The organism is Methylophilus sp. 14 (assembly GCF_015354345.1).
Taxonomy (GTDB): Bacteria; Pseudomonadota; Gammaproteobacteria; order Burkholderiales; family Methylophilaceae; genus Methylophilus.
On record NZ_JADKYS010000002.1, the window covers coordinates 251,082 to 277,279 of the forward strand.

A 26,198-nucleotide genomic window follows, 5' to 3' on the forward strand; every position below is an offset into this window, starting at 1 on the left:
TCAGGCGCCGTTCACCACAATACGGTTGCGGCCATTGCGTTTGGCCTGGTACATCAGCGCATCTACCGATTCAACAAAGGTTTTGAGGTCGTCCGCCTGGCTAGGCGTGATGCTGCCAGCGCCGACACTTATGGTCAGTATCTGGCTGATTTCCGACTTGGCATGTGGAATTTGCTCCTTGAAGATCAGGTTGCGGCAACGCTCGGCAATTTTGCCGGCCGACACTTCATTGGTCTCTGGCAAAATCAGCGCAAACTCTTCACCGCCAAAGCGGGCAAAAAAGTCTTTGGTACGCACCCCGGCCTGCGCCAGTGTCTTGGCCACTTGCTTGAGTATTTCATCGCCCTGCAAATGCCCGTAAAAGTCATTAAATTGCTTGAAGTAGTCGATATCAATCATGATCAGTGACAACGGGTGCTGATGTTGCCTGGCTTCCAGCCATTCCCGTTCCAGCACGGTGTCGAACATGCGGCGGTTGGCCACGCCGGTCAAGCCATCTTTATAAGAAAGCTCTTCCAGTTGCTTTTGCAGAATCAGTAATTGTTCTTCGGTTTTTTTGCGTTCGCTGATGTCGAACATAAAGCCGATCAATGCTTCAGGCTCGCCAGTCAGCGTGCGCATCACATGCACGACGTCGCGGATCCAGACAAAGCTGCCATCTGCCGCCAGTGCACGATAGTCCGCTTCATGGTCCAGCCCTTGTAGCGATTGTTGTACGCAAAAATTGAACACGCGTTCACGGTCTTCTTCATGGATGCGGTTGACCCAGTCTTCCACCGAGTGCCAGCTTTCTGGCGACCAGCCTAGCAGGGGTTCAATTTGTGGGCCGATGTAGGAAAATTGCTTGGACGCCCAGTCAATCTTCCACGGGATGGCCTTGGTCGACTCCAGCAAGGTTTTGTAGACATCACTGTCGTTGGGAGGGGATTTGTCCATATCAGGCAAGTATTTATCACTATGTATGGCTTAGGTTAGCGGACTGCGGCAGGCACCGCAATAGCCCATGGGTGTCATAAACGTAATAAAGCGTTAACCTTGGCAGAGCAGTAAGAGATGGACGTGGCAGCGGCTGCCGCGTGTTGTGGCGATTGCACTGGGTCAAGTCGAAGAAACAAGAGTCTGTTACCTCTGTGTCTTTGTCAGTCAGTATTAATTAAAAATGGATTTACACCATTGCCGTTCGCACGGAACTCCATCGCCATCTCCGTCCATTTCGGCATTCGGGCAGCGCGACAACCATTGTTTGGCTTCCTCACATGAGCGCATTTGTGAGCAATGCGTGTGTCCGTCGCAGCCTGCACTGAAGTTTTCATGCATCATTGGTTCAGCCTTCGGGGTAGGTGTATCAATCTTTGGCGAGTTGTATCTAATAGGCTGCGTCGATTGTGTCTCTGGATGTTGAGATGTGAGTGCAGGTAGGATTAAGTTATCCAAAACGATATAACCAGCACAAGATAATGTCACGATGCCAAATATTTTGATGACGTTCATGGACGATGCGCGTGTTTTCGATTCAATCGTTCAGGTTTTACTGAATATTCAGGTAATGCTGAATAGCGAGTTTGGCCAGAAAACCCACCATGCCTAAGGTGAGGGCGAGAAACAGCGCGAATGTCCCGGTTTTGCCTGCTTTGGATTTCCAGGCCAGGTTGCCGACAATAAATACAATGAACAGGATCAGCCCGGCAAGGCCCCAGCTCATGCCAAACTCGGTGAGTTGGGCCTCATTCATGCCAAAAACGGTGGTTTCCATCGATTAAAACTTTCTACATCTTTTTTATTGCAAACAGCCGGTAATCAGTTGCGTCACATGCTGTTCAAGGTTGTCGCTAGGTTTGCGTTTAAAGCCGCTTTTGGCAAATGCATGCCAGCGACCAAGCACGAAGCTAATCATGGTGTTGGCGGCGATGCCAGCATCGGTGATTTTATTGCCTTGTGCTTCGGCAATACGCAATGATTGTTTCAGGCTAGCTTCCAGGCGGTCCAGTAACTGGTTGATGCGTGCTTGCAGGGCCTCGTCTTCGTTGACCAGTGCATCCCCTATCAGCACGCGCGACATACCCGGGTTGCGCTCGGCAAATTTGAGCATGGTTTGCAGCATCAGTTGTACTTGCTTGAGACCGTCGGTTTCATCGGTGGTGATTTTATTCATGACGCCAAACAGCGCGCCTTCAATAAACTCAATCAGGCCTTCGAACATTTTGGCCTTATTGGCAAAGTGACGGTATAACGCCGCTTCTGAAACATCCAGTTTGGCGGCCAGTGCGGCAGTGGTGATTTTCTCGCCACGCGGTGTTTGCAGCATGCCTGCCAGGGTTTCCAAAATTTGCTGTTTGCGGTTTGCGCGTGCTTCTTTATTGATGGTTGCCATTGTGATTTCCAGAACCGAACCCAAGTGAGTGTTGTTATTTTGACGGCTATTTTAACCGCATTCGCTCAGCACGGAAATGCATGTGCGGCTTTTTTTAACGGACTGTGAGTGAGTGCCAACACATGCGATAACCTATATTGCACAAAGTTTGGCTTGTGCAGGCGGCGGCTGATCCACACGGTACGCATGCCTAAGCGCTTGGCCGTCATCAGGGCGGGCAGGCTGTCTTCAAACATCGTGCAATCGGCTGCCCGGCATTGCAGTTGCCGCAACAGCAATTGAAAACCACGCACGCTGGGTTTGGCATGAAAACGGCTGGATTCGACACTGAAGACCAGTGAAAAACAATCGGCGATGCCTAGCACGTTGAGCACGCGCATGGCGTAGGCACGCGGGGCGTTGGTGAAAATACATTTTCGCCCGGGCAGGCGTTGCAGTAGTTGCCGTAATTGCTTGGTGGTTTGCACCATGTCATCTGTCAAAAAGGCATGGGTCTCGGCCAGGAAATGATGCGGGTCCACACCGTGATGCCGCATCAGGCCTTTGAGGGTGGCGCCATAAATGCGCCAGTAATGCTGGCGTAACTGATGAGCGGCGGCTTCTTCCATGTTTAGCGATTGCATGATGTAACGCGTCATGGCTTGATTCATGACCGGGAAGATATGCGCAGAAGCATTATGCAGGGTGTCATCGAGATCGAAAATCCACACCCTGCGCGACATGATATTAAAAGTAAGTAACTGCTTACTTATTTAGCTTTAATTAAAGTACCCACGCCTTCGTCGGTGAGCACTTCCAGCAACAGGGCGTGCTCAACGCGGCCATCAATAATATGCACAGACTTCACGCCACTACGCGCAGCATCTAAGGCGGAACTGATTTTTGGCAACATGCCACCACTTAAAGTACCATCTTCCACCAGGTCGTCAATTTGCTTCGGTGTCAGGCCGGTTAAGAGTTGGCCGCTTTTATCCAGCACGCCAGGCGTGTTGGTGAGCAGAATCAGTTTTTCGGCATTGAGGATTTCTGCCAGTTTGCCTGCCACCACATCGGCGTTGATGTTGTACGTTTCGCCATCGCGGCCAACGCCAATCGGCGCCACGACTGGAATAAAATCGCCGCTGTCCAAAAAGTTGATGATGCTCGGATCAATGGCGGTAATCTCACCCACCTGGCCAACATCAATCATCTTGCTTGGGTCTTTGAGGTCTTCCATCAGCAGTTTGTGCGCGTGGATAAAGTTACCGTCCTGTCCGGTCAGGCCGACGGCTTTGCCGCCATGACGGTTGATCAGGTTCACAATCTCTTTGTTTACCTGGCCGCCCAGCACCATTTCTACCACGTCCATGGTTTCTTCATCAGTTACGCGCATGCCCTGAATAAACTCGCCTTTTTTGCCCAGCTTATCCAGCATCTCATTAATTTGCGGACCGCCGCCGTGCACCACCACCGGGTTCATGCCCACCAGTTTGAGCAACACCACGTCTTGCGCAAAGCATTCTTTAAGGCGCTCGTCAGTCATGGCGTTGCCGCCGTATTTGATGACGATGGTTTTATCAAAAAAGCGTTTGATATAAGGAAGCGCTTCAGACAGGGTTTGCGCTTTTTGGCTGGCGGTAGAGGTTTGCATAGGTCAAACTTTCATTCAATCATCGGGCGATTGCAGTCAATCGGGTACAGGCTGAATTTTAGCCAAAAACTCATAACGGTTTGATGAAAACTTTGGATTTTCTCTGAAAATTGTAGAGTTTTTGCTTTTCGTCAGGCAATTGGTCGACATTCTGCTCGGTAAATCCACGTTCGAGGAACCAGTGCTCGGTGCGCGTAGTCAGGCAAAACAGCTGTTGATAGCCTTTTTGGCTGGCGACTTCCTGACAATAGTTAAACAGTTTGTCGCCACGGCCACCGCCGCGATAGGACGGGTCTATGGCCAGGCAGGCAAACTCCACCATTTTTTCCTGAGCAAATGGATAGAGTGCGGCGCAGCCAATCACGCGGTTGTCGTGCTCCATGACATAGAAATAGTTGATTTCCATCTCTATGCGCTCGCGGCCACGCCGCACCAGAATACCTTCGTTTTCCAGTGGTTCAATCAGCATCAAAATGCCGCCAACATCGTCAATATTGGCCTGGCGCATGGTTTCCAGTGGCAGTTCGGTAATCATGGTGCCTATGCCCTGCCGGGTAAACAGCTCCTGGATAATCGCGCCGTCAATATGGCGCGAGATCAGATGCGTCCGGGTCACACCATGCTCGCAGGCGCGCACGGCGGCGGGCAGGTAGTAATTGACGTCTTCGGAGTAGTGAATGGGCACATCACTCTCCTGCACATTGCGCAGCAGGTTGCGCGCTTTGGCAGAGGTCATTTCACGTAACAACTCGCCGCGCAGGTTGTGTACGCCTTCTGAGTCCATGAGGAAGATCAGTTTTTCGGCGTCCAGTGCACTCGCCGCACTCACGGCTACGTCTTCCAGGGTTAAGTTGAAGGTTTCGCCAGTGGGGGAGTAGCCCATCGGGGATAAAAGCACTAATTCGCCGTCATCTAAGCGTTTCTGAATGCCAATAGCATCAATCTTGCGCACTTCTCCTGTATGTTGCAGGTCGACGCCATCGCGCACGCCTAACGGCTTAGCAGTGACAAAGTTGCCGCTGGCGACACGGATATCGCTGCCTGCCATCGGCGAGTTGGCAATCCCCATCGAGAGCAGAGATTCAATTTCTACGCGGATAGCACCATTAGCTTCTTTCACTGCCTCCATGGCGGCATCGTCGGTAATCCGCAGGCCGTTGTGCAATTTGGGCGTGAGGTTGTCGCGTTTGAGGCGTTGTTCAATTTGCGGACGGGCGCCGTGGACCAGCACCAGTCGTACTTCCAGGCTGGCGAGCAGGTTGAGGTCGTGCGAAAGTGCCACAAATTGTTGCTCGCTCACGACTTCGCCGCCAAACGCAATAACAAAAGTGCTGCCGCCAAAGGCGTGGATATACGGCGCGGCGGAGCGGAACCAGTGCACAAAGTCTTTGCTGTTGGCGCTGGAGAGGATCGCTGGTGGAGTATTCGTCAGCGAGATCGGTGTCAGGTTGGCATCATATAACCGCCCCGGTGTGGTGCTCAGTGCTTGGGCGGCGGCGCGCAGCAGAGTCTCGGAAATGCCCACCTCTCCGCGCTCAATGCGCGACAAATTGCTGGCGTCAGTCCCCATGCGAGAAGCTAATTGCTGTAAAGTTAGATTTTGCGATTTGCGCAAATCTCTAATATTTGAACCGATCATAATATGATTTTTCGCATTTATTTTGCAAAATAATAATTAAAAATGGTTTTTATTGCAAATAATAAGGAAATAAAAACCTTGTTGGCCGCCGGTGAACGCAGATGCACGCCGATAAAACCAACTCTAGTGATCACAGATATTGAGTAGATGTAAGGTAAGCAGTTCGTAAGGCGCTTTGCTTTTAACGATTTTATCTGCATTCATCGGCGTGTATCGGCGGCTCAGAAGGGTTTTGCCGTTTTGGCACGGATATTCAGCACAAAAAAATGACGGCTTGCGCCGTCAATAAGGAAGGACAGAGAGGACTACGTTTACATCAACTTGCTGGCGCCGGGCGCATTGAGCGGTAAATACGGGTGCTCTGCCGTTTGCTCAATACCAGTTGCCAGAGTTGCCCTTGCCGGGAGCGGAAATAGCCTGCACAACACATCAGGTAGTATTTCCACATCCGGTAAAAACTTTCATCATACTTAAACTGTAATTCTGGCCAGGCGCGATTAAATTTATCCCACCATGCCATCAGGGTGCGGTCGTAATCGTGGCCAAAGTTGTGCCAGTCTTCAATTAAAAACTTTTGTTCTATGCCTTTGCTGATTTCGCTGACTGAAGGCAGCTTGCCATTCGGGAAGATGTAGCGATCAATCCAGGCATCGGTGTGCAGCGCAGTTTTGTGGTTGCCTATGGTGTGCAGTAAAAACAAGCCGTTGTCTTTGAGCAGGCGGTGTGCGGTGGCAAAATAAGTCTCGTAGTTTTTGGGGCCGACATGCTCAAACATGCCCACAGACACGATTTTGTCGAACTGCCCGTGCAGCTCACGGTAGTCTTTGAGCTGTATATCGACAGGCAAGCCCGCACAGCGTGCCCGGGCGAAGGCTTGTTGTTCGACCGAGACGGTAATACCGACCACCTGTGCACCATAGTGTTGTGCCATGTGTTTGGCCAGGCCGCCCCAGCCACAGCCGATTTCCAGGACGGTGTCACCTGGCTGCAAATCCAGCTTGCGGCATATCATGTCCAGCTTGTTGAATTGGGCCTCTTCCAGCGTGTTGGCATGTTGCCAGTAGGCGCAGGAGTAGCTCATGCTGCTGTCCAGCATGGCTTCAAACACGTCGTTACCAATGTCGTAATGCTGCTGTGCCACCTGGTAGGCGCGATGTGGCGCCTGCAAGTTAAACAGCGTGTGGCGGATGACTTCGCCCAGCAGTTTCAGCTTGGCCATGCCGCCCATTTTTTCATCAATGTCGGCGCGCATCACGCGGTGAAAAAACTCATCCAGCCGTTTGCAGTCCCAACGGCCTTCAATAAATGCCTGGCCCAGCCCCAGCGTTCCCTTGGTTAACACATCGCGGTAGACGCTTTCTTCATACACCTGGATATCCCAAGGGGCATGGCCATTGATGGTAACGCCGGTTTCAGCGAGCAGGCTGACTAGCGTCTCGGGAGGCGTGGGTTGCGGAGGTATATATTGGTTGGTCGTGGTTTTCGGCATGATCTTCTGATAATCCCAAATAACACCAAACGATTAAGAGTGACTGTTTATCGCTATCTTAAAAACAGTCGTGACGCTTGACTACTCGTCATATGACGTATGACAGCATGCCGCATAAAAATTCACACAACATGCGTGATTTCATGGGTTTAAGGCAGAAAAAGGATTAAAAACCTTGCAGCAGGACAAACCAGAGGGACAGGCTGCCTATGCTGAGCAAGGTGCTCAAAAATACAGCGGCAGCATATAGGGCGCCATCCAGCCGGTAGCGCTCGCAAATCACAATGCCAAACACCATGGTGGGCATGGCGGCGAGCAGGACGCAGGCAGTGAGTTGGTTGTCGTGCAGGCCCAGTGCGCGGGCAACCCATAAGGCAGCGAAGGGTGCAATGCATAGGCCGATGAGGCACACGGGCAGCAATAAAGGAATCAATTTGAGTTTAAACGTATCCCAGCGGATGCTCATGCCGAGGGCAATCAGCATTAACGGGACGACACCGCCAGCCAGGGTATGTAGCGCGTGGCCGACCATGACAGGTTGCGGGAGGTGGCTCAGGTTGAGCAGGGTGGCTAGCAGCAGCGCCCACAACGGCGGCACTTTTAATAATTCTTTTACTGGATGTGTTTTATGCTCGGACTGGCCATAGCTTTGTGCCATCAGCATGCCCAGTGTCAGCAACACTGGCGTGCAGGCAAACAGGTCAAACTTGAGCACGATTTCGTGGGTCCAGTCGCCCAGCACTTCGCTGGTGACCGGCAGGCCAAGATAGGTGGCGTTAGGGAAAGTGGCGGCCAGCATCAATGCGCCTTGCTGGGCGCGCGAAATGGTCATCACGCGCTGTAGCAGTTGCAGTGTCAGCCACATGCATAAAGCCGCGACTGATAGGCGGCTAAGCGCAGTCACAGCAAAGGCGAGGGTGCTGGCGTCAAACGGCGCTTGCCATAAAATATCCAGTACCAGCGCGGGCAGCAATATATAAAACACCAGGTCTGTGAGTGCTCGCCGGTGTGACAACGCCGACATATGGTCAGGCGCCATGCGCTGCCAGAGCATTCCGGCGGCGATCAATAGCGCCATTTGCAGCATGACTTCAAACATGTGGAGGCTTATAGTCCTAATTCAGTGAGGCCTGCGTGATCGTCCGGGCGTCTGCCCAGCGGCCAGAAAAACTTGCGATCACTGGCCTGGATTGGCAAATCGTTAATGCTGGCATGGCGCTGCATCATGAGTCCGGCCTCATTAAACAGCCAATTCTCATTGCCATAACTGCGATACCACTGGCCGGAGTCATCGTGCCATTCGTAGGCAAAACGCACGGCAATTTTATTATCTAAAAACGCCCAGATTTCTTTAATTAAACGGTAATCCAGTTCACGCGCCCATTTGCGCGATAAAAACCCATGCACGGCTTGGCGGCCCACGGGAAACTCGGCGCGGTTACGCCAAATAGTGTCTTCGGTATAGACCTGGATCACGCGGTCCGGGTCGCGGCTGTTCCAGGCATCTTCTGCCAAACGTACTTTCTGGATGGCAGTTTCTAAAGTGAATGGCGGTAACGGTGGACGGGTTTCCATGGTTTTACCTTTTTTGTTTAAAGTTACCTGATGCTACAAAAGGCTGTTGTATAAAGCAATCGCAAAAATTGACATTGACTATACTGAGCTTATAATGACTTTCATTGAAAGTCATTAAATGTCGCGGAGCTAATAATGAGCCAAATTACTGCAAGACTACCTGATGCGCTGGTAGATTCACTCGATAGTGCGGCTAGCCAATTACGACGGACGCGTGCCGAAGTGGTGCGTCAGGCCATTGAATATTATCTGGAAGACTTTGAGGATATTAATCAGGCGATTCAGGTATTACGCGACCCTGCTGACCCAGTGCTGGATTGGGATGCCGTAAAAAATGAACTACTCGGTTAGCATCAAACAAAGCGCGTTCAAGGCGCTTGCAAAAATTGACCAGCCGCAACGGCAACGATTATTTGACGCGATTGAAAAACTCAAAATCACACCCACAGCAGGAAGCGTGCTAAAGGGCGAGTTTTCTGGTTTGCGCAGAATACGGGTGGGCAATTATCGAATTGTGTATGAAGTGCAGGATGCACAATTGGTTATTTTGGTGATTAGGGTTGCACATCGGAAAGAGGTTTATAAGTAGAAACCCTGGAAAAAGTAACTACTACGCCCAAGGAATGAAAATGGTTTTGTTTAGAGTACCCTTCAACTTCGTAACAAAGATCCTCTTGGGCAAACGGTTGGCCATAGTCAACATCAAAAACGGATATAGTTTACTCTATGGACGCTGGAATTGCTAGAGCAGTTAGGTAGCTTTCATATAGTGTTTTAACTTTATTTAAATTATTAACTCGTTTATTTTGCTTTGCAGAGTTGAAGTAGAGTTTAATTGTGGCAAAGGCCGCAAGGGGTAGTGTTGAGTTTCCTGTGTTAGATGTAATCTCAAAAAAGCTTAAATTTCTCTCCAAGTCTTTAATTATGCTAGATTTGCTCGGGTTAAATCCTTTGACCTCAATAGCACATAATGGAAGTTGACCATAAGCAGGTGTGCAATTGTCGTAAATTGCAATATCAATTTTTCCGCTTCTTTTGTTACTGTCGTAGGTTCCACTTCTAATTTGGCTGGTTGTATTAAAGGTATATGGCTTATTTTTTAGTATTAATGGAGTGCAATTTGTAGCGAACTCTTTGGTTGGATGTTCAAGTAGGATTTGATAGGGTGATCCCAAATATAGATTTAATGCTTTCAACGACTGCGCAATATTTACAGTGATAAGATACTCTGCATCTATTAGTTTGTTTTTTACTAGAATATCCTCAATCTCCCCAAACATTTCTTGAGCTTCTGACCATGACTTTTTAATGCCATGCTCTATTTTTGAGATTAGCTCGCTTTTAATTGCTTTTATGTCTTTTTTCATCTAAAAATCGCCCCACAGCGACTGCATGCTGGCGATGGCGGTGAGCGCGGCGGTTTCGGTGCGCAAAATTCTGGGGCCGAGGACAATCGATTGAAAGTGGTGTTGTGTGGCGAGTTCGATTTCAGCCGGGCTTAGGCCGCCTTCAGGGCCTATCAGCAGTTGAATGGTACTCGCTGGTTTGCTTAAAGCGGCCAGCCGTTTGGCGCCAACCGGGTTCAGCAACAAGTTTAGCGTCTCTGGCGTTGCGTGCTGGCTGAACCATTGCGCCAGCGTGAGTGGCGCATACACGGTGGGCACCACCGCGCGGCCGCTTTGTTCACAGGCGGCAATGGCGACGCCTTGCCAGTGTTCCGTGCGTTTTTCGGCACGGTCGCCCGTTAACTTGGTCACGCAACGCTCGGTGCTGAGTGGATAAATCTCGGTCACGCCGAGTTCGACGGCTTTCTGGATGGTGTAATCCATACGGTCACCGCTGGAAATCCCTTGCAGCAATCGAATCGCAAGTGGTGATTCGTTGCTGATTTGCACGCGGCTCAGCACTTCCACCTGGGCGGATTTTTTCTCTATGTTGGTCAGTGCGCATTGGTAGTCAAAGCCATCGCCACAAAACAGGGTCAACGTATCGCCGACTTTGAGCCGCATCACCCTCACTGCATGCGCCATGGCATTGTCGCTCAGTGCTGTTTGCTGGCCGACCGTTAATGCCGTCGGGCTATGAAATCGTAAATTACTCATGACTGGCATTGTAACCAAAATGCCTGTGCGCAGGAGATTCACCTGAGCGCTTTAATCACGTACCATCATGGTTTGAATTCAATCGCAGGAGCAACTCTGATGGCAAGCATAAGCCCACCCGTATGTGACTTTGGCTGGAAAGCCCCGGCATTCAACTTGCCAGATGTTGATGGCAAACTGGTTAACCTGGAAAACAGCATGGGCCGTAATGGCATGTTGGTGATGTTTATCTGTAACCATTGCCCTTATGTCAAAGCGATTTTGCCGCGCCTGATTGCCGATGTGAAAGCACTGCAAGTGCTGGGCGTGAACACCGTGGCGATTATGTCTAATGACCCGTCTGATTATCCTGAAGACAGCCCGGAAAACATGAAAAAACTGGCAACAGACATGGCGTTGCCTTTTCCTTATCTGCTGGACGAAACACAGCAAGTGGCCAAAGCCTATGATGCGGTATGTACGCCGGATTTTTTTGGTTTTAATAACCAGTTTGAGTTGCAATACCGTGGCCGTTTTGACGAAAGCCGTAAAGAAACGGCGCCTGACAGCACGCGCGATTTGTTTAAGGCCATGAAGTTGGTGGCTGAGAGCGGGCAAGGGCCCGAGCAACAAATACCGAGTATCGGTTGCTCGATTAAGTGGAAAGAGTAACGCTTAACCTGGCGTGCCGTCTATCCGTGGTTTGCTGAGTATCGGCCAGTAGGTGACGCAAAATAGCCCGAACGCGACTATCCAGCCGCTGGCAGCCAGCATCACGGATAAGCGGTAATATTCAGGCAGTACGATAGGCAGTAACACGCGGCTCAGGGTGGCAAAAATCACCAGGCCAAATACCCAGACCACGCTGCGTGGCGGGGTGTGGATATTGCGGCCGGTGTGACCCAGCGAAACGCGTGCCATCATGGCTAAGGTAATCACACCAATACCGCCAATCGCCCAGCAGTGGATGGCAAAAATCACCGGTGTAGCAGCGAGGATAAAACTAAGCGCATAGAGTAAAAACCCCAGGTTAATCAGCCACAAGCCACAGTAAAAACTCCATAGCAACGGCACCTGCCAGATGCCTGGCGTATGCCAGCGCCATAACCTGAATCCAGCACTGATGGTGATAGTGAGTCCTAACACTACATTGATTATTTCAACGTTGATGGTCAGTATGTTGATCAGCAGCGCCGCCAGGCTAACCATCAGCAGTCGGTCTATCCAAGCGTTGTTTTTTAGTGTCACTTCCTCTTTCACACCTCGCTCAATAAACATCGGCAAAATACGGCGGCTGATGACCATAATCAGGCTCACATTCAACAGCAGGCCTATCCATAGCGCCGCGTGTGCACCATGGCTTGTCCAGCCCAGTGCCTGGGTGTAAAACGCCATATTGCCCATGGTGAGAAATACCACTTTTGACAGCACGCCGAGTTGCCGCCATTGTTTGACCTTGATGATCGGCTGCGCGACTGCGGCAATCAGCCAGACATTAAATAGCAGGTCGAAGGTCGCGGCGACGATGATATTCGCCGGGGCAATCAACATTACACCGCGGGCAATAGTCCAACATGCCACCAGTCCCATCAGCGGGCGGCCATGCAGCGTTTGTATGCCAGTCCAGTTTTTCACTGCGGTGAGCAGAAATCCCGCAATCACGGCAAAAGCAAAGCCATACAGCATTTGATGGGCATGCCATTGTGAGGCTGAAATGGTCGTGAAAGATTGTGCGTTATATTGAAAATAACGCGCCATCCAAACCGCCATAGACAAGGTCGCAAAGATTGCTGCCAATAAGAAGAAAGGCCGGAAACCTAGATTGAATAAAGCAAAGCCTTGCGTGGGCAGTTTGCGGCTGGGCGGAGAGATTTGAATCAGCGGCTGCATAGGGAAACTCCTGTCAATCTGATAATAAATCTCAGCATAGCAATTTAAAGTTGCATTGTAAATGAAACATATATTAGAATGCACAGCATGCAGCTAAACAAATTTACCGATATTGGTTTGCGCGTCTTGATGTATTTGTCACAGTCGCGCTTTGACCAGCAAGTGACCATAGACGAGATCGCGACCACGTTTGATTTGCCGCGTAACCATTTGATTAAAGTGATTACGCGCTTGAACAAGCTGGGCTGGATCAAGGCAACGCGCGGCCGCAATGGTGGCTTGGAGTTGAACCCGGAGTCACTGCAGTTGCGCATAGGTGATATTTTGCGCGAGCTGGAAAATACGACTGAACTGATTAATTGCGAAAAACCCATGTGCCGGTTTCATGGAGACTGCCTGCTCAAAGGGGCTTTGCAAACTGGGCTGGAGTCATTTTATGCGCATATGAACCAGCACCGGCTGTTCGATATCGTCAATCACAACACCAGGGAAAAAATTATTTCCATGCATAAAACCCACGCGGCCTGAGTCACACGGCCTAAGTGGGGTGCGGCCTGTGAAAGCAGGCCATTTTTTGATGTTAAAAGTTGCATTTTAGATGCTATTTAAAAGGAGTGTTTATGTTATCCAGTACTGCCCGTCCGTATATCCAGGCCAGTGTCCCCGTGTTGCAGGCGCATGGCGTGGCGATTACCACCACGTTTTACAGCAATATGTTTAACGCGCATCCTGAGTTGAAGAACCTGTTCAATATGGGTAACCAGGCCAATGGTAGCCAACAGCAGTCGCTGGCCGCTGCCGTGTTTGCCTATGCTGCCAATATTGATAATGCGTCGGCTTTGCAACCGGTGATTGACCGTATCGTGCACAAGCATGCTGCGGTTGGCATCAAGCCAGCGCATTACCCGATTGTGGGCCGCCATTTGCTGGGCGCGATTGCTGAGGTGTTGGGTGACGCGGCCACGCCCCCCCTGATTGCTGCCTGGGATGAGGCCTACTGGTTGCTGGCAGGGGAATTTATCGCCGCAGAAGCCCGCTTATATCAAAGCACCGGTTATGCTGCAGACCAATGGATAGAGGCGCGTATCACAGAGGTGACGACAGCCGCAGACGGTATCCTGTCGATTGTGCTGGAGGCAGAAGATCAGGCACTGCCTGCGTTCAAGGCCGGGCAATACATTAGTGTCGCCGTCACCTTGCCGGATGGTGCGCGCCAGATCCGTCAATACAGCCTGTCAGATGCCGAGCAAAAAGACACTTACCGCATCAGTGTGAAACGCGAGGCTGGGGATACGCAAACACCGCAAGGCACGGTGTCCAACTGGTTGCATCAATACGCCAAGGTTGGCGGGCAGTTTCTGATCAGCCATCCTTATGGCGAATTTACGCCAGCTTTGCAAGCCAGCACACCACTGGTGCTGATCTCCGCAGGCGTGGGCATTACGCCCATGCTGTCCATGTTAAAAACACTACAGCAAGCGCAGGCTAAGCGCGAGGTGTGGTTTTTGCATGCGGCTCGCACCATGCAGCATGTGCCACACCTAGATGAACTGATTGCCAGTTCCGAGCAAATGGCATCACTACACTTGGGTTTATACATTGAAGAGAAACCCGGTTTTGCAACCGAGCGCCTGGTGCATGAGGGCCGCATGCGTGTGAACGAGTGGCCATTCAATGCTGACCTGCATGCGCAATATTACCTGTGTGGCCCGCTGCCGTTCATGATAGCGCAGTGGCAAGCCTTGCTGGCATTAGGGATTCCACCGCAACACATCCACCGCGAAGTGTTCGGCCCGGAAAGCCTGAATCAGGCTGTCTAGGCGCGGTTTGGTTTGAACGTCAGGTAGCAACTTACCGGCGTCGCTCAAGAGAATAGCGCTTTTCTGCTGAGCGTCGCCAAACCGCCCCTGGCAGACCTGTGTGTGCGCATGTAGCCAGCCAGGCCCAGCAAGCCCAGGCTGAGCATGAGTGCCGAGGTCGGTTCAGGCACGCTGCTCACCATCTGCCCATACTGGATATGATCGACTTCAATCCCGCCGCCCGTGCCTATGGTGATAGACCGGATACCGCCGGCAAACTGAACGCCGAAAAAGTGATCATCGCCTGTCGTGCCGCCAAAGGAGCCATCTGGAATGCCCGTAAATGACTGTGAGCCCAGTGATTGGCCCAGCGCATCGGTTGCGCTGAATGTAATCGTCCCCGAGCCATCGGTCCACACCAGGCCAAAGGCTGTAGGCAAAGGGCCACTGCCGACAAAGGTGAAAGTGACGTCGCTGGAAAACCAGCTGTGACCGCCATTGCCTACGCCGTCAATATCACCATCATCTGCATCTACAGAGTCCACTAAACTGCCCCAGGTTGATGCATCAATAATGCTGCCGCTACTCGCGCTGAGTGTGCTGTCTAGCGTGTTGTCTTCGAGAGTTTCTAACAATACTGGCAGTCCACCCTGATAAAAGCCGGTAGGAATGTCATGCGAGGATAAATACGGTGCTGGTCCCCAGAAGGTGGCTGTGCTGGTGCTGATGGCATGTGCCATATTGGTCGTGCCGAGCAAGCCAGCGGCAAGTGCGATCGTGATTTTTAATGTGTTCATCTTTCTCTCCTCCAGATAATAGGAGCCTTATCTTAGAGGATTAAATCAGCCGCTTGCATCCCCTGAACAGGGGGGGGCAGTTTAATCAGACGCAAGTGCAAATGCCTGCAGTGGTAGTTGCAGGCAGAGTTTGAGTCCGCCAGTCGTTGAGGTGGCAAAATGAACCTCGCCGCCTAGCAAGGCGGCCCGTTTCTGGATATTGTTTAAGCCTCGCCCTTTGCTTTTTTGCGCCTCATCATTGAGGCCAATGCCATTGTCACTGATGGTGAGTAACAGGTGAGTGCCATCACAGCTCAGGCGGATTGTGACTTCGCTGGCCTGGGCGTGGCGGATAATGTTAGATACCGCTTCGCGGATAATGCGGCCCAGGTTGAGTACCTGCGGTTGCGTCAGCAATCGCTCATGAGCCGTTGTCTGCAGATCCCAAATCAGTTGGATGTTGACATCGCTAAGGCGTTTTTCGCACTCAATGCGATAGTCGGCCATGGCGTCGGTCAGTGGCATGCGCTCAGCCCCGGCGCGCGAGACCACATCGCGCAAATCCTGCAGCGCCGACCTGGCCAGTTCGGCATTGTTAGGGTTTTGTGCGCGATACACCAATGTGAGTAACTTGGCACCCAGGTCGTCATGCAGGTCCTGATAAATCCGCTCGCGCTCCGCTAGCGTCGCCTGCTCTTTGAGGATGGACTGCAACTGCTGAAAGTTTTGATTGAGTTCTTCATGTTTGGAAACCACGCGTTGTTCGAGTTGCTGATTCAGTTGCTCGTAATCATTGAGGGCCCCAACGTAGCGTGACGTCATCATCAGCCCGACAATCAAAAACAGCACCGGCGCTGAAAATTGCATCAGATACTCCTCGTTGCTCATCCATTTGCTAAGCACAGCAATGTTGGTATGGATCAGCCAGTCATGAAATGCAAACAGCAGAATCACACTCAAGGTCAGCAACAGCAATCGGGCATCTTTGTTGCGGTGCACAACGCCGGCTTTGGCTAGCAAGCCCAGGCCAACGATGACCACGGCCATGGTGACCAGATGCCAGAAATCGGTGACATCGGTAAAATAGGCGGCGGGAGTGCAGAGTAAGCTGAGTGGCGAGAAGATGAGCATGGCCCACAGTAATTGGTTAAAGCGTTTGAGGCGAATACCGACAAATTCGAGCAAAGAAATCAGCCATAACGCGGCAATGGCCTGAAAACTGGCGTTGACCAGCAGCTCCCACAAAGGCGTCGGTAGAGGAGCAGTGATCACATAGAAATTGAGCGATTGTAGCGCCCACACAAACGCCGCTAGGCCAAACAGGCCATACGCCGTATCCTGCTTGCGGCGCCACCACAAGCTCAGCATCAGCAAGCCTATGCCTATGATCAACAGGCTGGAAGTTTGATTGAGGGTGATGCGTATAAACTTTGCCTGATCATAGCGTGGTTGCAGACTGCTCAGTGTATTAATTTCCGGCGCATACAGCATGCCCTGTGAATTACGTGGCGCCATGATCCTGATATATAACAGATTGCCTTTGGCTTTGAGCACGCCGGGGGCAATCGTCAACAGCATTGGTCGGTTCCAGTAGCGGGCAACCGGTTCAGTGAACGCGCCACCGGAGCCGATCAGCGTGCCGTTTAAATAAGCCTCACCATTGAGGCTAAGCCGCGACAGGTAAAGCGCATAAAGCTGCTGGTGGTTCAGCGCCGGATAATCAAATTGAAAGCGATACCAGCCATTGCCCACGGCCTGCGGGTGGTTGATTTTCCACAGGTCTGGCAGCCTCACAGGTTGCCAGTTGGCTTGTGACGGAGGCGTGGCCTGGGCGTTGAGGGCAAACCAGCCCTGTTCGATGGTGATCGCGGTGCTGGCTGATTCGGGCACGGCTGCCGAACCAAAAGTGGTGCTTGGGCTAAGTAGCCAAATACTGACAATGAGGCATAAAAGGGTTTTAATGGCAGGCATTTGGGACGATCTTCTATTTAAAGAGGGTGATCACCTGCAGGGAAATATCGCGCACATCGACAAAATTGCGTCCGGCAACCGTATCCTGTATTTCGAGTTTCACAATGAGTGGCAAAGGCAGTTTGCCTTGTTGCCAGGCTTGGATGCCGCTCCATGCAGCGCTGATGCGGTATTGCTCTGCCTTGGTGAAGGTGTTTGTTTCCAGGCTGCTGGTATCTGTGCCTATGCTGGAGCGGTAGTCATCTGCTTGCTTTTCATAATGATGCCAGGTGGTGGCGAAGCGCCAGTTAGACCAACGATAACCTAGCTCGATGTCTGTTTCATAGTAGTCACCCAAATCACGTCGCAAGCGCTGTTTGCTGCTCGCCGGTGCAATTAACTGGCCCGGCGCCGGGATGCGCATGCTGGCTTTGTCTGCCGTTTGCCAGTTGTAATCGGCAAGCAGGCGCAGATCGAAATTTGCGCCCAGGTCGCGAAAATACTCGAAACGGCTGCGAATATCGTTGCTGCCATCGCCCAGCGGCGTGTCCAGCAGATTGTCCGGGTCATCTTTTTTGGCCAGGCCTAGTCTCAGCCCCAGGCCGATGATCAGGCTTTCTCCCGGGGACTTGAGCGCACGCCACAATACGCCCAGCGTTGGGTCGCCAAGGCCTTCACTACGATGATTCTGGATCGCTTTATATTGATATCCAAAGGCCGGGTTGGTTAACACATTTTGCACCCCTGCGCTGCCCAGTGCGGTCACCGGGCCGCCGACAGGTGCAAACGGAAAGTTGCCTGCACTTACCGGCTGGCTGGCATCAAATGCCGGATTGGCGCCCACCGTGCCGCCATTTACCCCGAATGCGGCGCGGGTATGTGAGGTTGCATAGGGGATGATCGCACCGATGGTGAGGTTAGGCGCGAGGCCGTAACCAATGGTGAGGATGCTGGCCTGTATGTTGGTTTCACTTTTAAAACGCGTGGTGCCCAATGAGGCACCTGCCCCCAGAGGTGATAGTGCCGGAAAGATGCTGGCATTTAGGTCCAGTTGATTAAAGTGTGCGCCAAGGTCACGCAAGCGCCCGTTGTCATCATATCGCTGGTTAAACGAGTTGTTGCGTTGCTCAAGACGGATACCCCAGCCGCCTTCTGGTGCCATGGTGTCCAGGCCGAAATAAGAGGCAGTGGGTAAGGGCTCTGTGGCGGATGCCGTTTGGGCATAGCATAAGCCCAGTGCAATCAAGTAGGGTGTGGGTGACAAGATGAGCCAGCGGCAGCGTATGTGGTGCATGAGTGTATTCGAATTATTTTTAAATGTGATCCCCCTGTTTACGGGGGTGTCGCGCCCGAAATTTCGTATATAGTCCCTTTAACGACATTGATGCATCCTGGCACCCCTGACTACCATGAAAACTGCTTTTATTCTTGAGGATACGCCCGAGTCACAAGTGTGGCTGTCTGAGGTGTTGCGACAGAGTTTTCCGGAGATTCAAATCCAATCTGCCAGCCATATTGCTCAAGCAGTGTCTATGTTGTCTGCGCTGCCCGCCGTCGATATTGCGCTCATAGATTTAAGTCTACCAGACGGCAGCGGCGTTTCGGTGATTGAATGGTTGAATCGGCATTCTCCGCAAACAATCTGTGTGGTTGCAAGCATTTTTGACGACGATCACCATATTTTCCCGGCATTGCGCGCGGGCGCGCACGGCTATTTGCTCAAAGATCAGCCACAGGCTGCCATTGTGCAGGCGCTCAATGGCATTTTGACCGGCCAGCCACCCTTGTCGCCTGCCATTGCGCGTAAATTATTACGCCATTTTCATGAGCCGTTTGACCAGGCAAACTCTCCCGCCTTGCTGACCGAACGTGAGAAAGAAGTGTTATCGATTATCGCCAAAGGCATGACCATGGTTGAAACCGCCAATATGCTCGGCCTCAAGCGCAATACCGTGGCTGGATACGTCAAAGAAATCTACCGCAAATTAAACGTTTCTTCACGCGCCGAGGCTGCCATTACAGCGCAGAAGATGGGCTTGATTTAACCTGCATCAACACGTTTAACAGGCGATAAGAAACAGGCGTGGCTTGTCCCTTACAGCCATCTCCCCCCTGTTTGCGGGGTGTTTCCGTTTATTCTGATGCACTATCATCTTCTCATCATCGTGTTTGCTCTGTTTGAAATTCACTTTATGGGAAGGTTGATTCTATGCTTGGAGTATTTCGTTACGCTGTTCAATATCAAAAGCCTGCACTCGCACTCAGCTTTTTTTACCTGACTGGCGCAGCTCAGGCGACCTCTCTGGTCGTCGGGGACATGACGGAGGCGGATTGGGCGGTCATTTTAGTCAACAATACAAATTCAGTCACAGAAGTCAGAACGGTAGTTGCCAATGGCGGAAATGCTGGCAGTCACTTGCAACTGGGCGTGTCAAAATCGGGTTACGACAGTCCTATTGAGTCCGACGGTAATAGATACTCTCCAGGTGCAGGACTGGCGATGATCTATCAAGCCGCAGCCTGGAACCCCGCCACCGATGGTGTGCTGACCAGCCTCGATATCAGTTTTGACGCAACGAGTCTGGAGTCTAGCTACACTAACAACAGCGGCGGCTTGTTAACCGCGGCAGTGGAGCAAAACGGTCGCATCTATTATTTGTGGGATAGCATGATATCCATCACCAATAGTCAGTGGCAAAGTTTTAGTTTTAGTTTTAGTAGTGTAGACGGTAGCAAGTGGTTGAGTTTAAATGCTGATTTTGTGACTCAGGGGTTTTATAGCACTGAGCAACCTGACTTCAGTAGCGGCATGTTGCGCTTTGGCGTTGGTTATGTGGCGTACAACCAATGCTATGTTTCCTGTGATGGGTTCAACGCCAAAGTCGCTGTAGATAACTTGAGCGTCAGCGTGAACGGGATGGCGCCGAGCGTGATTAGCCCAGTGCCTGCGCCCACTGCCGTTTGGTTGTTTGCAACAGGTCTGCCTGTGTTAGGTGCGGTGGTGCGTCGTCGTACACGCCCGGTTTAATATTCCGTTTGCAAGTGTGATTGAAAGGCTGGGTAACCAGCCTTTTTTTATGTGTGCGCACGGTATAATAAAGCTCGTTTAATGAATGAGGTGGAAAGATGGGCAAACAAAGGCTGAAGTGGGGTATTTTAGGCGCAGCCCGTGTCAATGAGCGTCTGCTGCCTGCGATTATAGAGGCCAGTAACTCGCAATTGGTGGCCATTGCCAGCCGCCGCGCCGGGGCAGCTAAAGCCACGCTCGATAAATATGCGCCCGACCTGGGTGGCGTCACTTGCTATGACGACATGGATAGCTTGCTGGCGGACAGCAATGTGGAGGCCGTGTATTGCCCAATGGCCAACGAAGAGCACGCCGAATGGGCGCTGAAAGCGATTGCGGCGGGCAAGCATGTGTTAATCGAAAAGCCGATGACGACCAAGCTGGCCGATATCGATACGATTGAATCAGCCGCCAAGGCCAAAGGCGTGACGGTGATGGAAGGCTTTATGTACCGCTTTCACCCGCAGCATGCCAAAGTCAAAGCGCTGGTCGACAGCGGCCTGATCGGCGATGTGCTGTCCTGTCGCGCCAGCTTTTCTTTCCTCATGGCGCCAGCGCGTATGTACCGTATCAATCGCGATATGGCCAATGGTGGCGGAGCCATGTGGGATATCGGGCCGTACGCGATTCATGCGCTGCGCTGGTGCTTTGGTGGCGGCGATGCGCCAGCAGAGCCAGTCAATGCCGTCGCTTACGGCAAACTCAATGAACATGGGGCGGATGTCGTCGCCAGCGGCGTGCTCGACTTTGGGCCGGATGCACAAGGCCGTGCCCGTTTAGGCCACTTTGATGTGAGCTTTGAGCGTGGCCGCAAGGCTGAGTATGAGCTTATTGGCGATAAAGGCTGGATCAAATGCCACAATATGTGGGCCTACCCAGGCGATGACCCGGTGATTAGCTGGGAGGCGGGTGGCAAATCAGAAACCATCGTATTGCCCAAAGCTAACCACTTCAACTTGGAGATTGAGCATTTTGCTGATTGCGTGCGTTACGGCAAAACACCCTTGCTGACTTTTGACGATGCGCGCGGTAACTGCAAGGCGATTGAGGCTGTGATTGCGGCCTTGAAGCGCTAAAGAAATTAGGATTTGTGCAATAAATAAAGGATGCTTTAAGCATCCTTTATTTATTCATTACAGTGATCAATGTGCGAGCAGGATAAAGTGCAAGGCGCACGGCACACAGAAACCGGACAATAAACGGAGTGTTGCGGCGTAGGCTAACTCGCGTAGCGATGTTAAACGAAGTGGCCGAAGCCAATGTACATTGAGTACATGAGGATTTCGAAAACGTAGTTTCAGTGTAGGCTAACCTTAAGGTTATGCCGTAACTAAAAAACTGCGCAACGCTGCAATTTGCCCGCGCAGCCATTGATGATTAGATCTTGCCATCCAGGCCCATCTGATAGTACTTATGCACGATTTTCTCCTGGTTTTCTAACAACCAGTCAATGCTAGGCTCGTTGCGCAGCGCTTTCTGAATCGCCTTGAAAGTGGCTTCGCGGTGAATATCAAACAGGGCTTTATGGTCGATTTTCTCTTGTTCCAGAATCGCCGGGCTCAGCCACACTGAGACAATAATACCCAGATCGTTGGCTTTTTCTTTAGGAATGTCGCCACTGCGTACCGCGTCGAGCACGCCATTGGCAATCGCACCTTGCACGGTGCCCATTAATATATTGGTATAGCGCGGGTCTTTCACCGTCACCTTGCTCACCATTAGTGTCGCCGGGCGTACCATGATATCGGTATTCATAATCGCCAGCACGCGCGTGTGGCCTTTGACCTGGTCGCCCAGCAGGTTGGCAAAGGCCGTGCCCATGGGGCCGTTCATTTCGCCAATGGCGACTTCCGGTTCTGCGGCTGTGCCGGGTGGGCCGCCAGCGACCAGTGCTTCACCCACACGCATGATAATTCGTTCGTCAGACATCATTACTTCCTTTGCTATCAATGTTTTGTCATGGTAGGGGAAACCCTCGCCGAAAGCTACCCTTGCAGGCAACAGAATGCCCTTTTTCATAGGTCAGCCATAGCAAAACCATCACCAGAAAAAGGTGATTAACGCTTGAAGTAAAACGGGTTCTAGTGAATAATCTAGCCTTTCCGTAAAAGGCGGGTTTTTCGGCCTTTTTAAAGAATTCAATCAAGGTTTTGCAGCATTTTGTGTAAGACCGCTCACTTTCACTCTAGGGAGAAAACAATGGCAACTCGTGTCGACTTGTGCAACGCCATCCGTGCTCTGAGCATGGACGCTGTACAAAAAGCAAACTCCGGTCACCCAGGCGCACCTATGGGCATGGCTGAAATTGCTGAAGTATTGTGGAACCACAATCTGAGCCACAATCCAACTAACCCACAATGGGCTAACCGTGACCGCTTCGTGTTGTCTAACGGCCACGGCTCTATGTTGATCTACTCCTTGTTGCACCTGACTGGTTACGATGTGACCATGGACGACATCAAGTCTTTCCGTCAATTGCACTCCCGCTGCGCTGGTCACCCAGAATACGGTTACGCACCAGGCGTTGAAACCACTACAGGTCCATTGGGCCAAGGTATCGCTAACGGCGTTGGTTTCGCGATGGCAGAAAAACTGCTGGCTGACCAATTCAACAAGCCAGGCCACAACATCGTTGACCACTACACATACGTGTTCCTGGGCGACGGCTGTATGATGGAAGGCGTTTCTCACGAAGCTTGTGCTTTGGCTGGTACATGGGGCCTGGGCAAACTGGTTGCTTTCTGGGATGACAACGGTATTTCTATCGACGGTCACATCGAAGGCTGGTACACAGACGACACCGCAGGCCGCTTCAAGGCTTACGGCTGGCACGTTGTTTCAGTAGATGGTCACGACCAGGCTGCGATTCAAAAAGCCATCGACGAAGCTAAATCAGTGACTGACAAACCATCACTGATCTGCTGCAAAACCATCATTGGTAAAGGTTCACCAAACAAGTGCGGTTCACACGACTGCCACGGTTCTGCATTGGGCGAAGCTGAAGTTGCCGCAACTCGTGAAGCTATCGGCTGGCCACACGCTCCATTCGAAATTCCTGCTGACGTATACGAAGGCTGGAACCAGAAAGACAAAGGCGCAAAACGCGAAGCTGACTGGAATGCCAAGTTTGACGCTTACGCTAAAGCTTACCCAGCAGAAGCTGCAGAATTCAAACGCCGTATGGCAGGCGAATTGCCAGCTAACTGGAAAGCATTGACTGACGCAATCATCGCTGAAACGAACGAAAAAGCTGAGAAATTGGCGACTCGTCAAGCTTCACAAAAAGCGATCACTGCTTTGGCACCAATCTTGCCAGAGTTCCTGGGCGGTTCAGCTGACTTGACAGGTTCTAACCTGACAGCAGCGAAAGAGTTCAAACACGTGAGCGGTAAAGAGCCAGGCAACTACATCTCTTACGGTGTACGTGAGTTCGGTATGGCTGCGATCATGAACGGTATGGCATTGCACGGTGGCTTGTTGCCATACGGCGGTACTTTCCACATGTTCTCTGACTACATGAAAAACGGCATGCGTATGTCTGCGTTGATGCATCAACGTGTGATTTACGTGCTGACCCATGACTCTATCGGTCAAGGTGAAGATGGTCCTACACACCAACCAGTTGAAAACACCTCTGGTTTGCGTATGATTCCTCGTATGGATGTATGGCGTCCAGCTGACTCTACAGAAACAACCGTAGCATGGGTTGCTGCAGTAGAGCGTACTGAAGGCCCAACCAGCTTGGTATTAAGCCGTCAAGCTGTTCCAGGCATCAAGCACGATGCTAAAGACTTCGACCTGATCCGTAAAGGTGGCTATGTATTCTCTGACGCTGCTGGTAAAGCGGATGTGATCATCATTGCTAACGGTTCCGAGTTGGATCTGGCGATTCAAGCAGCTGCTGAATTGAACGCTGCGGGTACTAAAGTGCGTGTGGTTTCCATGCCATCCACCAATGTATTCGACCGTCAAGACCAAGCTTACAAAGACAGTGTATTGACTCCAGGCGTTAAACGCGTGGCTGTTGAAGCTGCTCACCCAGACTTCTGGCGTAAGTATGTAGGTATTGAAGGTGCCGTTGTTGGTATCGATACCTTCGGCGAATCCGCACCAGGCGGCGCACTGTTCAAACACTTCGGCTTCACAGCTGAAAACGTTGTGAACACAGTGAAATCTGTTCTGTAATTTAGAACAGTCGCTGCATAAAAAACCGCCTCCTTGTGGGGCGGTTTTTTTACGCCTACTGTTTAGCCAATTGCTTAGCGCGACAAACGAACTAGGGTAATCAATAATAACCCTGTAAAATATATGGTTTTATTGATTAGCCTCTAGAAAGTTCGCATGTCCACATTACCCGCCTGCCCACAATGCCAATCCGAATACACCTATGAAGACGGTGAAAACTATGTCTGCCCGGAATGTGCGCACGAGTGGAGCAAGGTTGCCGCAGCGGATACAGACGAAGTAAAAGTGGTGCGCGATGCCAACGGCAACGTATTGCAAGATGGCGATACCATTACGGTGATTAAAGACCTTAAAGTGAAAGGCTCTTCGTCAGTGGTGAAGGTCGGCACTAAAGTGAAAAACATCCGCCTGGTCGATGGTGACCATGATATCGACTGCAAAATTGATGGCTTTGGTGCGATGAAGTTGAAGTCGGAGTTTGTTAAGAAGGCTTGAGCATGTTTTATGCTTCGTTTATAAGCCTACTTGGCGGTTCCAATCATTGACGTACATTTCAATTCTCTGAAATTCAGACGATAGGAGCAACCTGTTGTGAGCTAGAAAATTCCGAGCTTTTTCTAATTCATCCATGCGTTGCTTGAGCCAATGCTGACTTGGAATTAAATCAGAAAAATCTACCCAATTCTCACAAATTATGTCAGCTAAGTGACCAAATTGAATAAACCCTAATGGGTCTCTACTTTGCCCCTCAAGCCATGAGTTATCTAAAGCATCTTTAATTCTTTGTTCTGCAAAATCGCGTATTTTACGAGGAACTTTAGTACCCCACCAAGTTGCACCATATCGTTCACTAAGACGTTCTAAGATGAGTGCTCGAACAGAGTTTTCAAAACAGTATAGAAGCGCGTAAAGCCTAGACATGCTAAGCGCCTCGTTTCGTGTATCCACACTAAAAGGGCTTAATACCTCTTCAAATAGTGATTGTTCAACCTCGCGTTGATCAGCTCCGACTCTTATGCCAGCTTTTCTAAACTGTTCAGCGTCCGCTTCAAACATAAGTCCTCTAAATAGCCAGTCACGAACATCCTTTTTGCTAGTGCTCAAGTAGATGCTCCTTCAGCGATTTGAATATTGCATTGTAGACTTCAGTATCTTTGGTGGCAGGAAGGTGAATTTCAATATTGTAACGAAGTCCACCGAGTCCGATAGATGGAGTAGTATCAACTATTGAATTAATGGCCTTAGATGGTATTGGTGTTTCATGAGTGTTGTCGTTTTTTATCTCAGCTTTCGGAGTTATTTTTACTTGAGGGGCTGAGATGTCTGCTAGCTGCAGGAGTGCGAAAAAAGTTCTTGCTTGTTCTGATGCAATTCTATCTGTGACATTATGAGTTTGTTTGAATTTGCCTTCGATAGCTGATCGATCTTTTTCCGAAAGAGTTTCGTTGATTAAGAATAAATCACTATAAACTTCTTTCAAAGCTTCTCCTAAAACGCGTCGTGATTGTGTTCTGTCACGGTATGCATGGTATCTACTTGTTGGAGTTCCATCTCCACTAAGGAAGTTTAGGTCTTTTAATAGAGCTAATACACCGAAGTCATTGCTACTAGAGAAACCAAGTCCCTTTAAATGTGCGATTGTAAATTTATCTGGTGCCGCACCCTCAACAATTTTTTGAAAAATTGGTGCAAGGTTTTTAACACTGGTCATGTAGCGATTAGTTAACACGTTCAGGCCCCTTTATT

29 protein-coding genes are annotated in these 26,198 nt (G+C 50.8%); 10 read left to right on the plus strand and 19 right to left on the minus strand.

Annotated features, from left to right (window positions below; genetic code table 11):
* The 10 genes from INP78_RS06380 to INP78_RS06425 form a co-directional block, all read right to left on the minus strand.
* Entirely contained in the window at nucleotides 1-936 is a 936-nt protein-coding gene (locus INP78_RS06380) for a sensor domain-containing diguanylate cyclase (protein ID WP_194741357.1), read from the minus strand.
* A gap of 213 nt (nucleotides 937-1,149) precedes the next feature.
* Complete coding sequence (locus INP78_RS06385; protein WP_194741358.1) at nucleotides 1,150-1,491, minus strand: excalibur calcium-binding domain-containing protein; 342 nt, start codon at nucleotides 1,489-1,491, stop codon at nucleotides 1,150-1,152.
* Nucleotides 1,492-1,528: 37 nt separating this feature from the next.
* Entirely contained in the window at nucleotides 1,529-1,753 is a 225-nt protein-coding gene (locus tag INP78_RS06390) for a DUF2788 domain-containing protein (protein ID WP_194741359.1), read from the minus strand.
* A 24-nt stretch (nucleotides 1,754-1,777) separates the two neighbouring features.
* Nucleotides 1,778-2,371: a nucleoid occlusion factor SlmA gene (gene slmA, locus INP78_RS06395; protein ID WP_194741360.1), complete on the minus strand. Its 594-nt coding sequence runs from the start codon at nucleotides 2,369-2,371 to the stop codon at nucleotides 1,778-1,780.
* 65 nt (nucleotides 2,372-2,436) lie between these two features.
* Nucleotides 2,437-3,093 (minus strand): pyrimidine 5'-nucleotidase, encoded by a 657-nt coding sequence (locus INP78_RS06400; RefSeq protein ID WP_194741361.1) that lies wholly within the window; start codon nucleotides 3,091-3,093, stop codon nucleotides 2,437-2,439.
* 26 nt (nucleotides 3,094-3,119) lie between these two features.
* Complete coding sequence (gene argB / locus INP78_RS06405; RefSeq protein ID WP_194741362.1) at nucleotides 3,120-4,001, minus strand: acetylglutamate kinase; 882 nt, start codon at nucleotides 3,999-4,001, stop codon at nucleotides 3,120-3,122.
* 70 nt (nucleotides 4,002-4,071) lie between these two features.
* Nucleotides 4,072-5,640 (minus strand): amino-acid N-acetyltransferase, encoded by a 1,569-nt coding sequence (argA, locus tag INP78_RS06410; protein WP_194741363.1) that lies wholly within the window; start codon nucleotides 5,638-5,640, stop codon nucleotides 4,072-4,074.
* Nucleotides 5,641-5,956: 316 nt separating this feature from the next.
* Complete coding sequence (gene cfa, locus INP78_RS06415; protein ID WP_194741364.1) at nucleotides 5,957-7,129, minus strand: cyclopropane fatty acyl phospholipid synthase; 1,173 nt, start codon at nucleotides 7,127-7,129, stop codon at nucleotides 5,957-5,959.
* Nucleotides 7,130-7,295: 166 nt separating this feature from the next.
* Nucleotides 7,296-8,228, minus strand: coding sequence for an AEC family transporter (locus tag INP78_RS06420; RefSeq protein WP_194741365.1), 933 nt, complete (start codon nucleotides 8,226-8,228; stop codon nucleotides 7,296-7,298).
* A gap of 8 nt (nucleotides 8,229-8,236) precedes the next feature.
* Nucleotides 8,237-8,704, minus strand: coding sequence for a nuclear transport factor 2 family protein (locus tag INP78_RS06425; RefSeq protein WP_194741366.1), 468 nt, complete (start codon nucleotides 8,702-8,704; stop codon nucleotides 8,237-8,239).
* A gap of 135 nt (nucleotides 8,705-8,839) precedes the next feature.
* Here INP78_RS06425 and INP78_RS06430 point away from each other — a divergent pair, with 135 nt between their 5' ends.
* Both INP78_RS06430 and INP78_RS06435 read left to right on the plus strand, forming a co-directional pair.
* Nucleotides 8,840-9,055, plus strand: a complete 216-nt coding sequence (locus INP78_RS06430) for a ribbon-helix-helix protein, CopG family (protein WP_194741367.1) — start codon at nucleotides 8,840-8,842, stop codon at nucleotides 9,053-9,055.
* A complete protein-coding gene (locus INP78_RS06435; protein WP_194741368.1) occupies nucleotides 9,039-9,293 on the plus strand; it encodes a type II toxin-antitoxin system RelE/ParE family toxin in 255 nt (84 codons plus the stop codon). The genes INP78_RS06430 and INP78_RS06435 overlap by 17 nt, the downstream gene beginning before the upstream one ends.
* 130 nt (nucleotides 9,294-9,423) lie before the next feature.
* On the opposite strand, the gene INP78_RS06440 is transcribed toward INP78_RS06435, so the two are convergent.
* Both INP78_RS06440 and INP78_RS06445 read right to left on the minus strand, forming a co-directional pair.
* Complete coding sequence (locus tag INP78_RS06440) at nucleotides 9,424-10,071, minus strand: hypothetical protein (RefSeq protein ID WP_194741369.1); 648 nt, start codon at nucleotides 10,069-10,071, stop codon at nucleotides 9,424-9,426.
* A complete protein-coding gene (locus INP78_RS06445) occupies nucleotides 10,072-10,806 on the minus strand; it encodes a 16S rRNA (uracil(1498)-N(3))-methyltransferase (RefSeq protein ID WP_194741370.1) in 735 nt (244 codons plus the stop codon). It lies immediately after the preceding gene.
* 99 nt (nucleotides 10,807-10,905) lie between these two features.
* Between INP78_RS06445 and INP78_RS06450 the strand changes: the two genes are divergently transcribed.
* Nucleotides 10,906-11,457 (plus strand): thioredoxin family protein, encoded by a 552-nt coding sequence (locus INP78_RS06450; RefSeq protein ID WP_194741371.1) that lies wholly within the window; start codon nucleotides 10,906-10,908, stop codon nucleotides 11,455-11,457.
* Nucleotides 11,458-11,460: 3 nt separating this feature from the next.
* Here the strand turns inward: INP78_RS06450 and INP78_RS06455 are convergent, their stop codons facing one another.
* On the minus strand, nucleotides 11,461-12,675 hold the full coding sequence (locus tag INP78_RS06455) for an NnrS family protein (RefSeq protein ID WP_194741372.1): 1,215 nt from the start codon (nucleotides 12,673-12,675) through the stop codon (nucleotides 11,461-11,463).
* Between the two features lie 87 nt (nucleotides 12,676-12,762).
* Here INP78_RS06455 and INP78_RS06460 point away from each other — a divergent pair, with 87 nt between their 5' ends.
* Together INP78_RS06460 and INP78_RS06465 are read left to right on the plus strand one after the other, a co-directional pair.
* A complete protein-coding gene (locus INP78_RS06460) occupies nucleotides 12,763-13,203 on the plus strand; it encodes an Rrf2 family transcriptional regulator (RefSeq protein ID WP_194741373.1) in 441 nt (146 codons plus the stop codon).
* 92 nt (nucleotides 13,204-13,295) lie between these two features.
* The gene (locus tag INP78_RS06465) at nucleotides 13,296-14,495 is read left to right on the plus strand and encodes a globin domain-containing protein (RefSeq protein ID WP_194741374.1); all 1,200 of its coding nucleotides are present in this window, start codon (nucleotides 13,296-13,298) and stop codon (nucleotides 14,493-14,495) included.
* A gap of 44 nt (nucleotides 14,496-14,539) precedes the next feature.
* On the opposite strand, the gene INP78_RS06470 is transcribed toward INP78_RS06465, so the two are convergent.
* From INP78_RS06470 to INP78_RS06480, 3 genes are all read right to left on the minus strand, one after another.
* Nucleotides 14,540-15,271, minus strand: coding sequence for a PEP-CTERM sorting domain-containing protein (locus INP78_RS06470; RefSeq protein ID WP_194741375.1), 732 nt, complete (start codon nucleotides 15,269-15,271; stop codon nucleotides 14,540-14,542).
* Nucleotides 15,272-15,352: 81 nt separating this feature from the next.
* Nucleotides 15,353-17,221 carry an ATP-binding protein gene (locus INP78_RS06475; RefSeq protein WP_194741376.1) on the minus strand — a complete coding sequence of 623 codons (1,869 nt, stop codon included), beginning with the start codon at nucleotides 17,219-17,221 and terminating at the stop codon, nucleotides 15,353-15,355.
* Nucleotides 17,222-17,234: 13 nt separating this feature from the next.
* Complete coding sequence (locus INP78_RS06480; RefSeq protein ID WP_194741377.1) at nucleotides 17,235-18,494, minus strand: transporter; 1,260 nt, start codon at nucleotides 18,492-18,494, stop codon at nucleotides 17,235-17,237.
* 115 nt (nucleotides 18,495-18,609) lie between these two features.
* On the opposite strand from INP78_RS06480, the gene INP78_RS06485 reads away from it, so the two are divergent.
* From INP78_RS06485 to INP78_RS06495, 3 genes are all read left to right on the plus strand, one after another.
* Complete coding sequence (locus tag INP78_RS06485) at nucleotides 18,610-19,245, plus strand: response regulator transcription factor (protein WP_194741378.1); 636 nt, start codon at nucleotides 18,610-18,612, stop codon at nucleotides 19,243-19,245.
* Between the two features lie 164 nt (nucleotides 19,246-19,409).
* Complete coding sequence (locus tag INP78_RS06490) at nucleotides 19,410-20,228, plus strand: VPLPA-CTERM sorting domain-containing protein (protein WP_194741379.1); 819 nt, start codon at nucleotides 19,410-19,412, stop codon at nucleotides 20,226-20,228.
* 98 nt (nucleotides 20,229-20,326) lie between these two features.
* The gene (locus INP78_RS06495; protein WP_194741380.1) at nucleotides 20,327-21,343 is read left to right on the plus strand and encodes a Gfo/Idh/MocA family protein; all 1,017 of its coding nucleotides are present in this window, start codon (nucleotides 20,327-20,329) and stop codon (nucleotides 21,341-21,343) included.
* Between the two features lie 301 nt (nucleotides 21,344-21,644).
* Here the strand turns inward: INP78_RS06495 and fae are convergent, their stop codons facing one another.
* The gene (gene fae / locus INP78_RS06500; RefSeq protein ID WP_019883452.1) at nucleotides 21,645-22,196 is read right to left on the minus strand and encodes a formaldehyde-activating enzyme; all 552 of its coding nucleotides are present in this window, start codon (nucleotides 22,194-22,196) and stop codon (nucleotides 21,645-21,647) included.
* A 270-nt stretch (nucleotides 22,197-22,466) separates the two neighbouring features.
* Here fae and tkt point away from each other — a divergent pair, with 270 nt between their 5' ends.
* Together tkt and INP78_RS06510 are read left to right on the plus strand one after the other, a co-directional pair.
* Entirely contained in the window at nucleotides 22,467-24,452 is a 1,986-nt protein-coding gene (tkt, locus tag INP78_RS06505) for a transketolase (RefSeq protein WP_194741381.1), read from the plus strand.
* Nucleotides 24,453-24,608: 156 nt separating this feature from the next.
* Nucleotides 24,609-24,947, plus strand: a complete 339-nt coding sequence (locus INP78_RS06510; protein ID WP_194741382.1) for a zinc ribbon domain-containing protein YjdM — start codon at nucleotides 24,609-24,611, stop codon at nucleotides 24,945-24,947.
* A gap of 18 nt (nucleotides 24,948-24,965) precedes the next feature.
* On the opposite strand, the gene INP78_RS06515 is transcribed toward INP78_RS06510, so the two are convergent.
* Both INP78_RS06515 and INP78_RS06520 read right to left on the minus strand, forming a co-directional pair.
* On the minus strand, nucleotides 24,966-25,556 hold the full coding sequence (locus tag INP78_RS06515; protein ID WP_228522706.1) for a Swt1 family HEPN domain-containing protein: 591 nt from the start codon (nucleotides 25,554-25,556) through the stop codon (nucleotides 24,966-24,968).
* Nucleotides 25,546-26,181, minus strand: coding sequence for a DUF5343 domain-containing protein (locus INP78_RS06520; RefSeq protein ID WP_194741383.1), 636 nt, complete (start codon nucleotides 26,179-26,181; stop codon nucleotides 25,546-25,548). Before INP78_RS06520 ends, INP78_RS06515 begins: the two co-directional genes overlap by 11 nt.
* Between the last annotated feature and the right edge of the window lie 17 nt (nucleotides 26,182-26,198).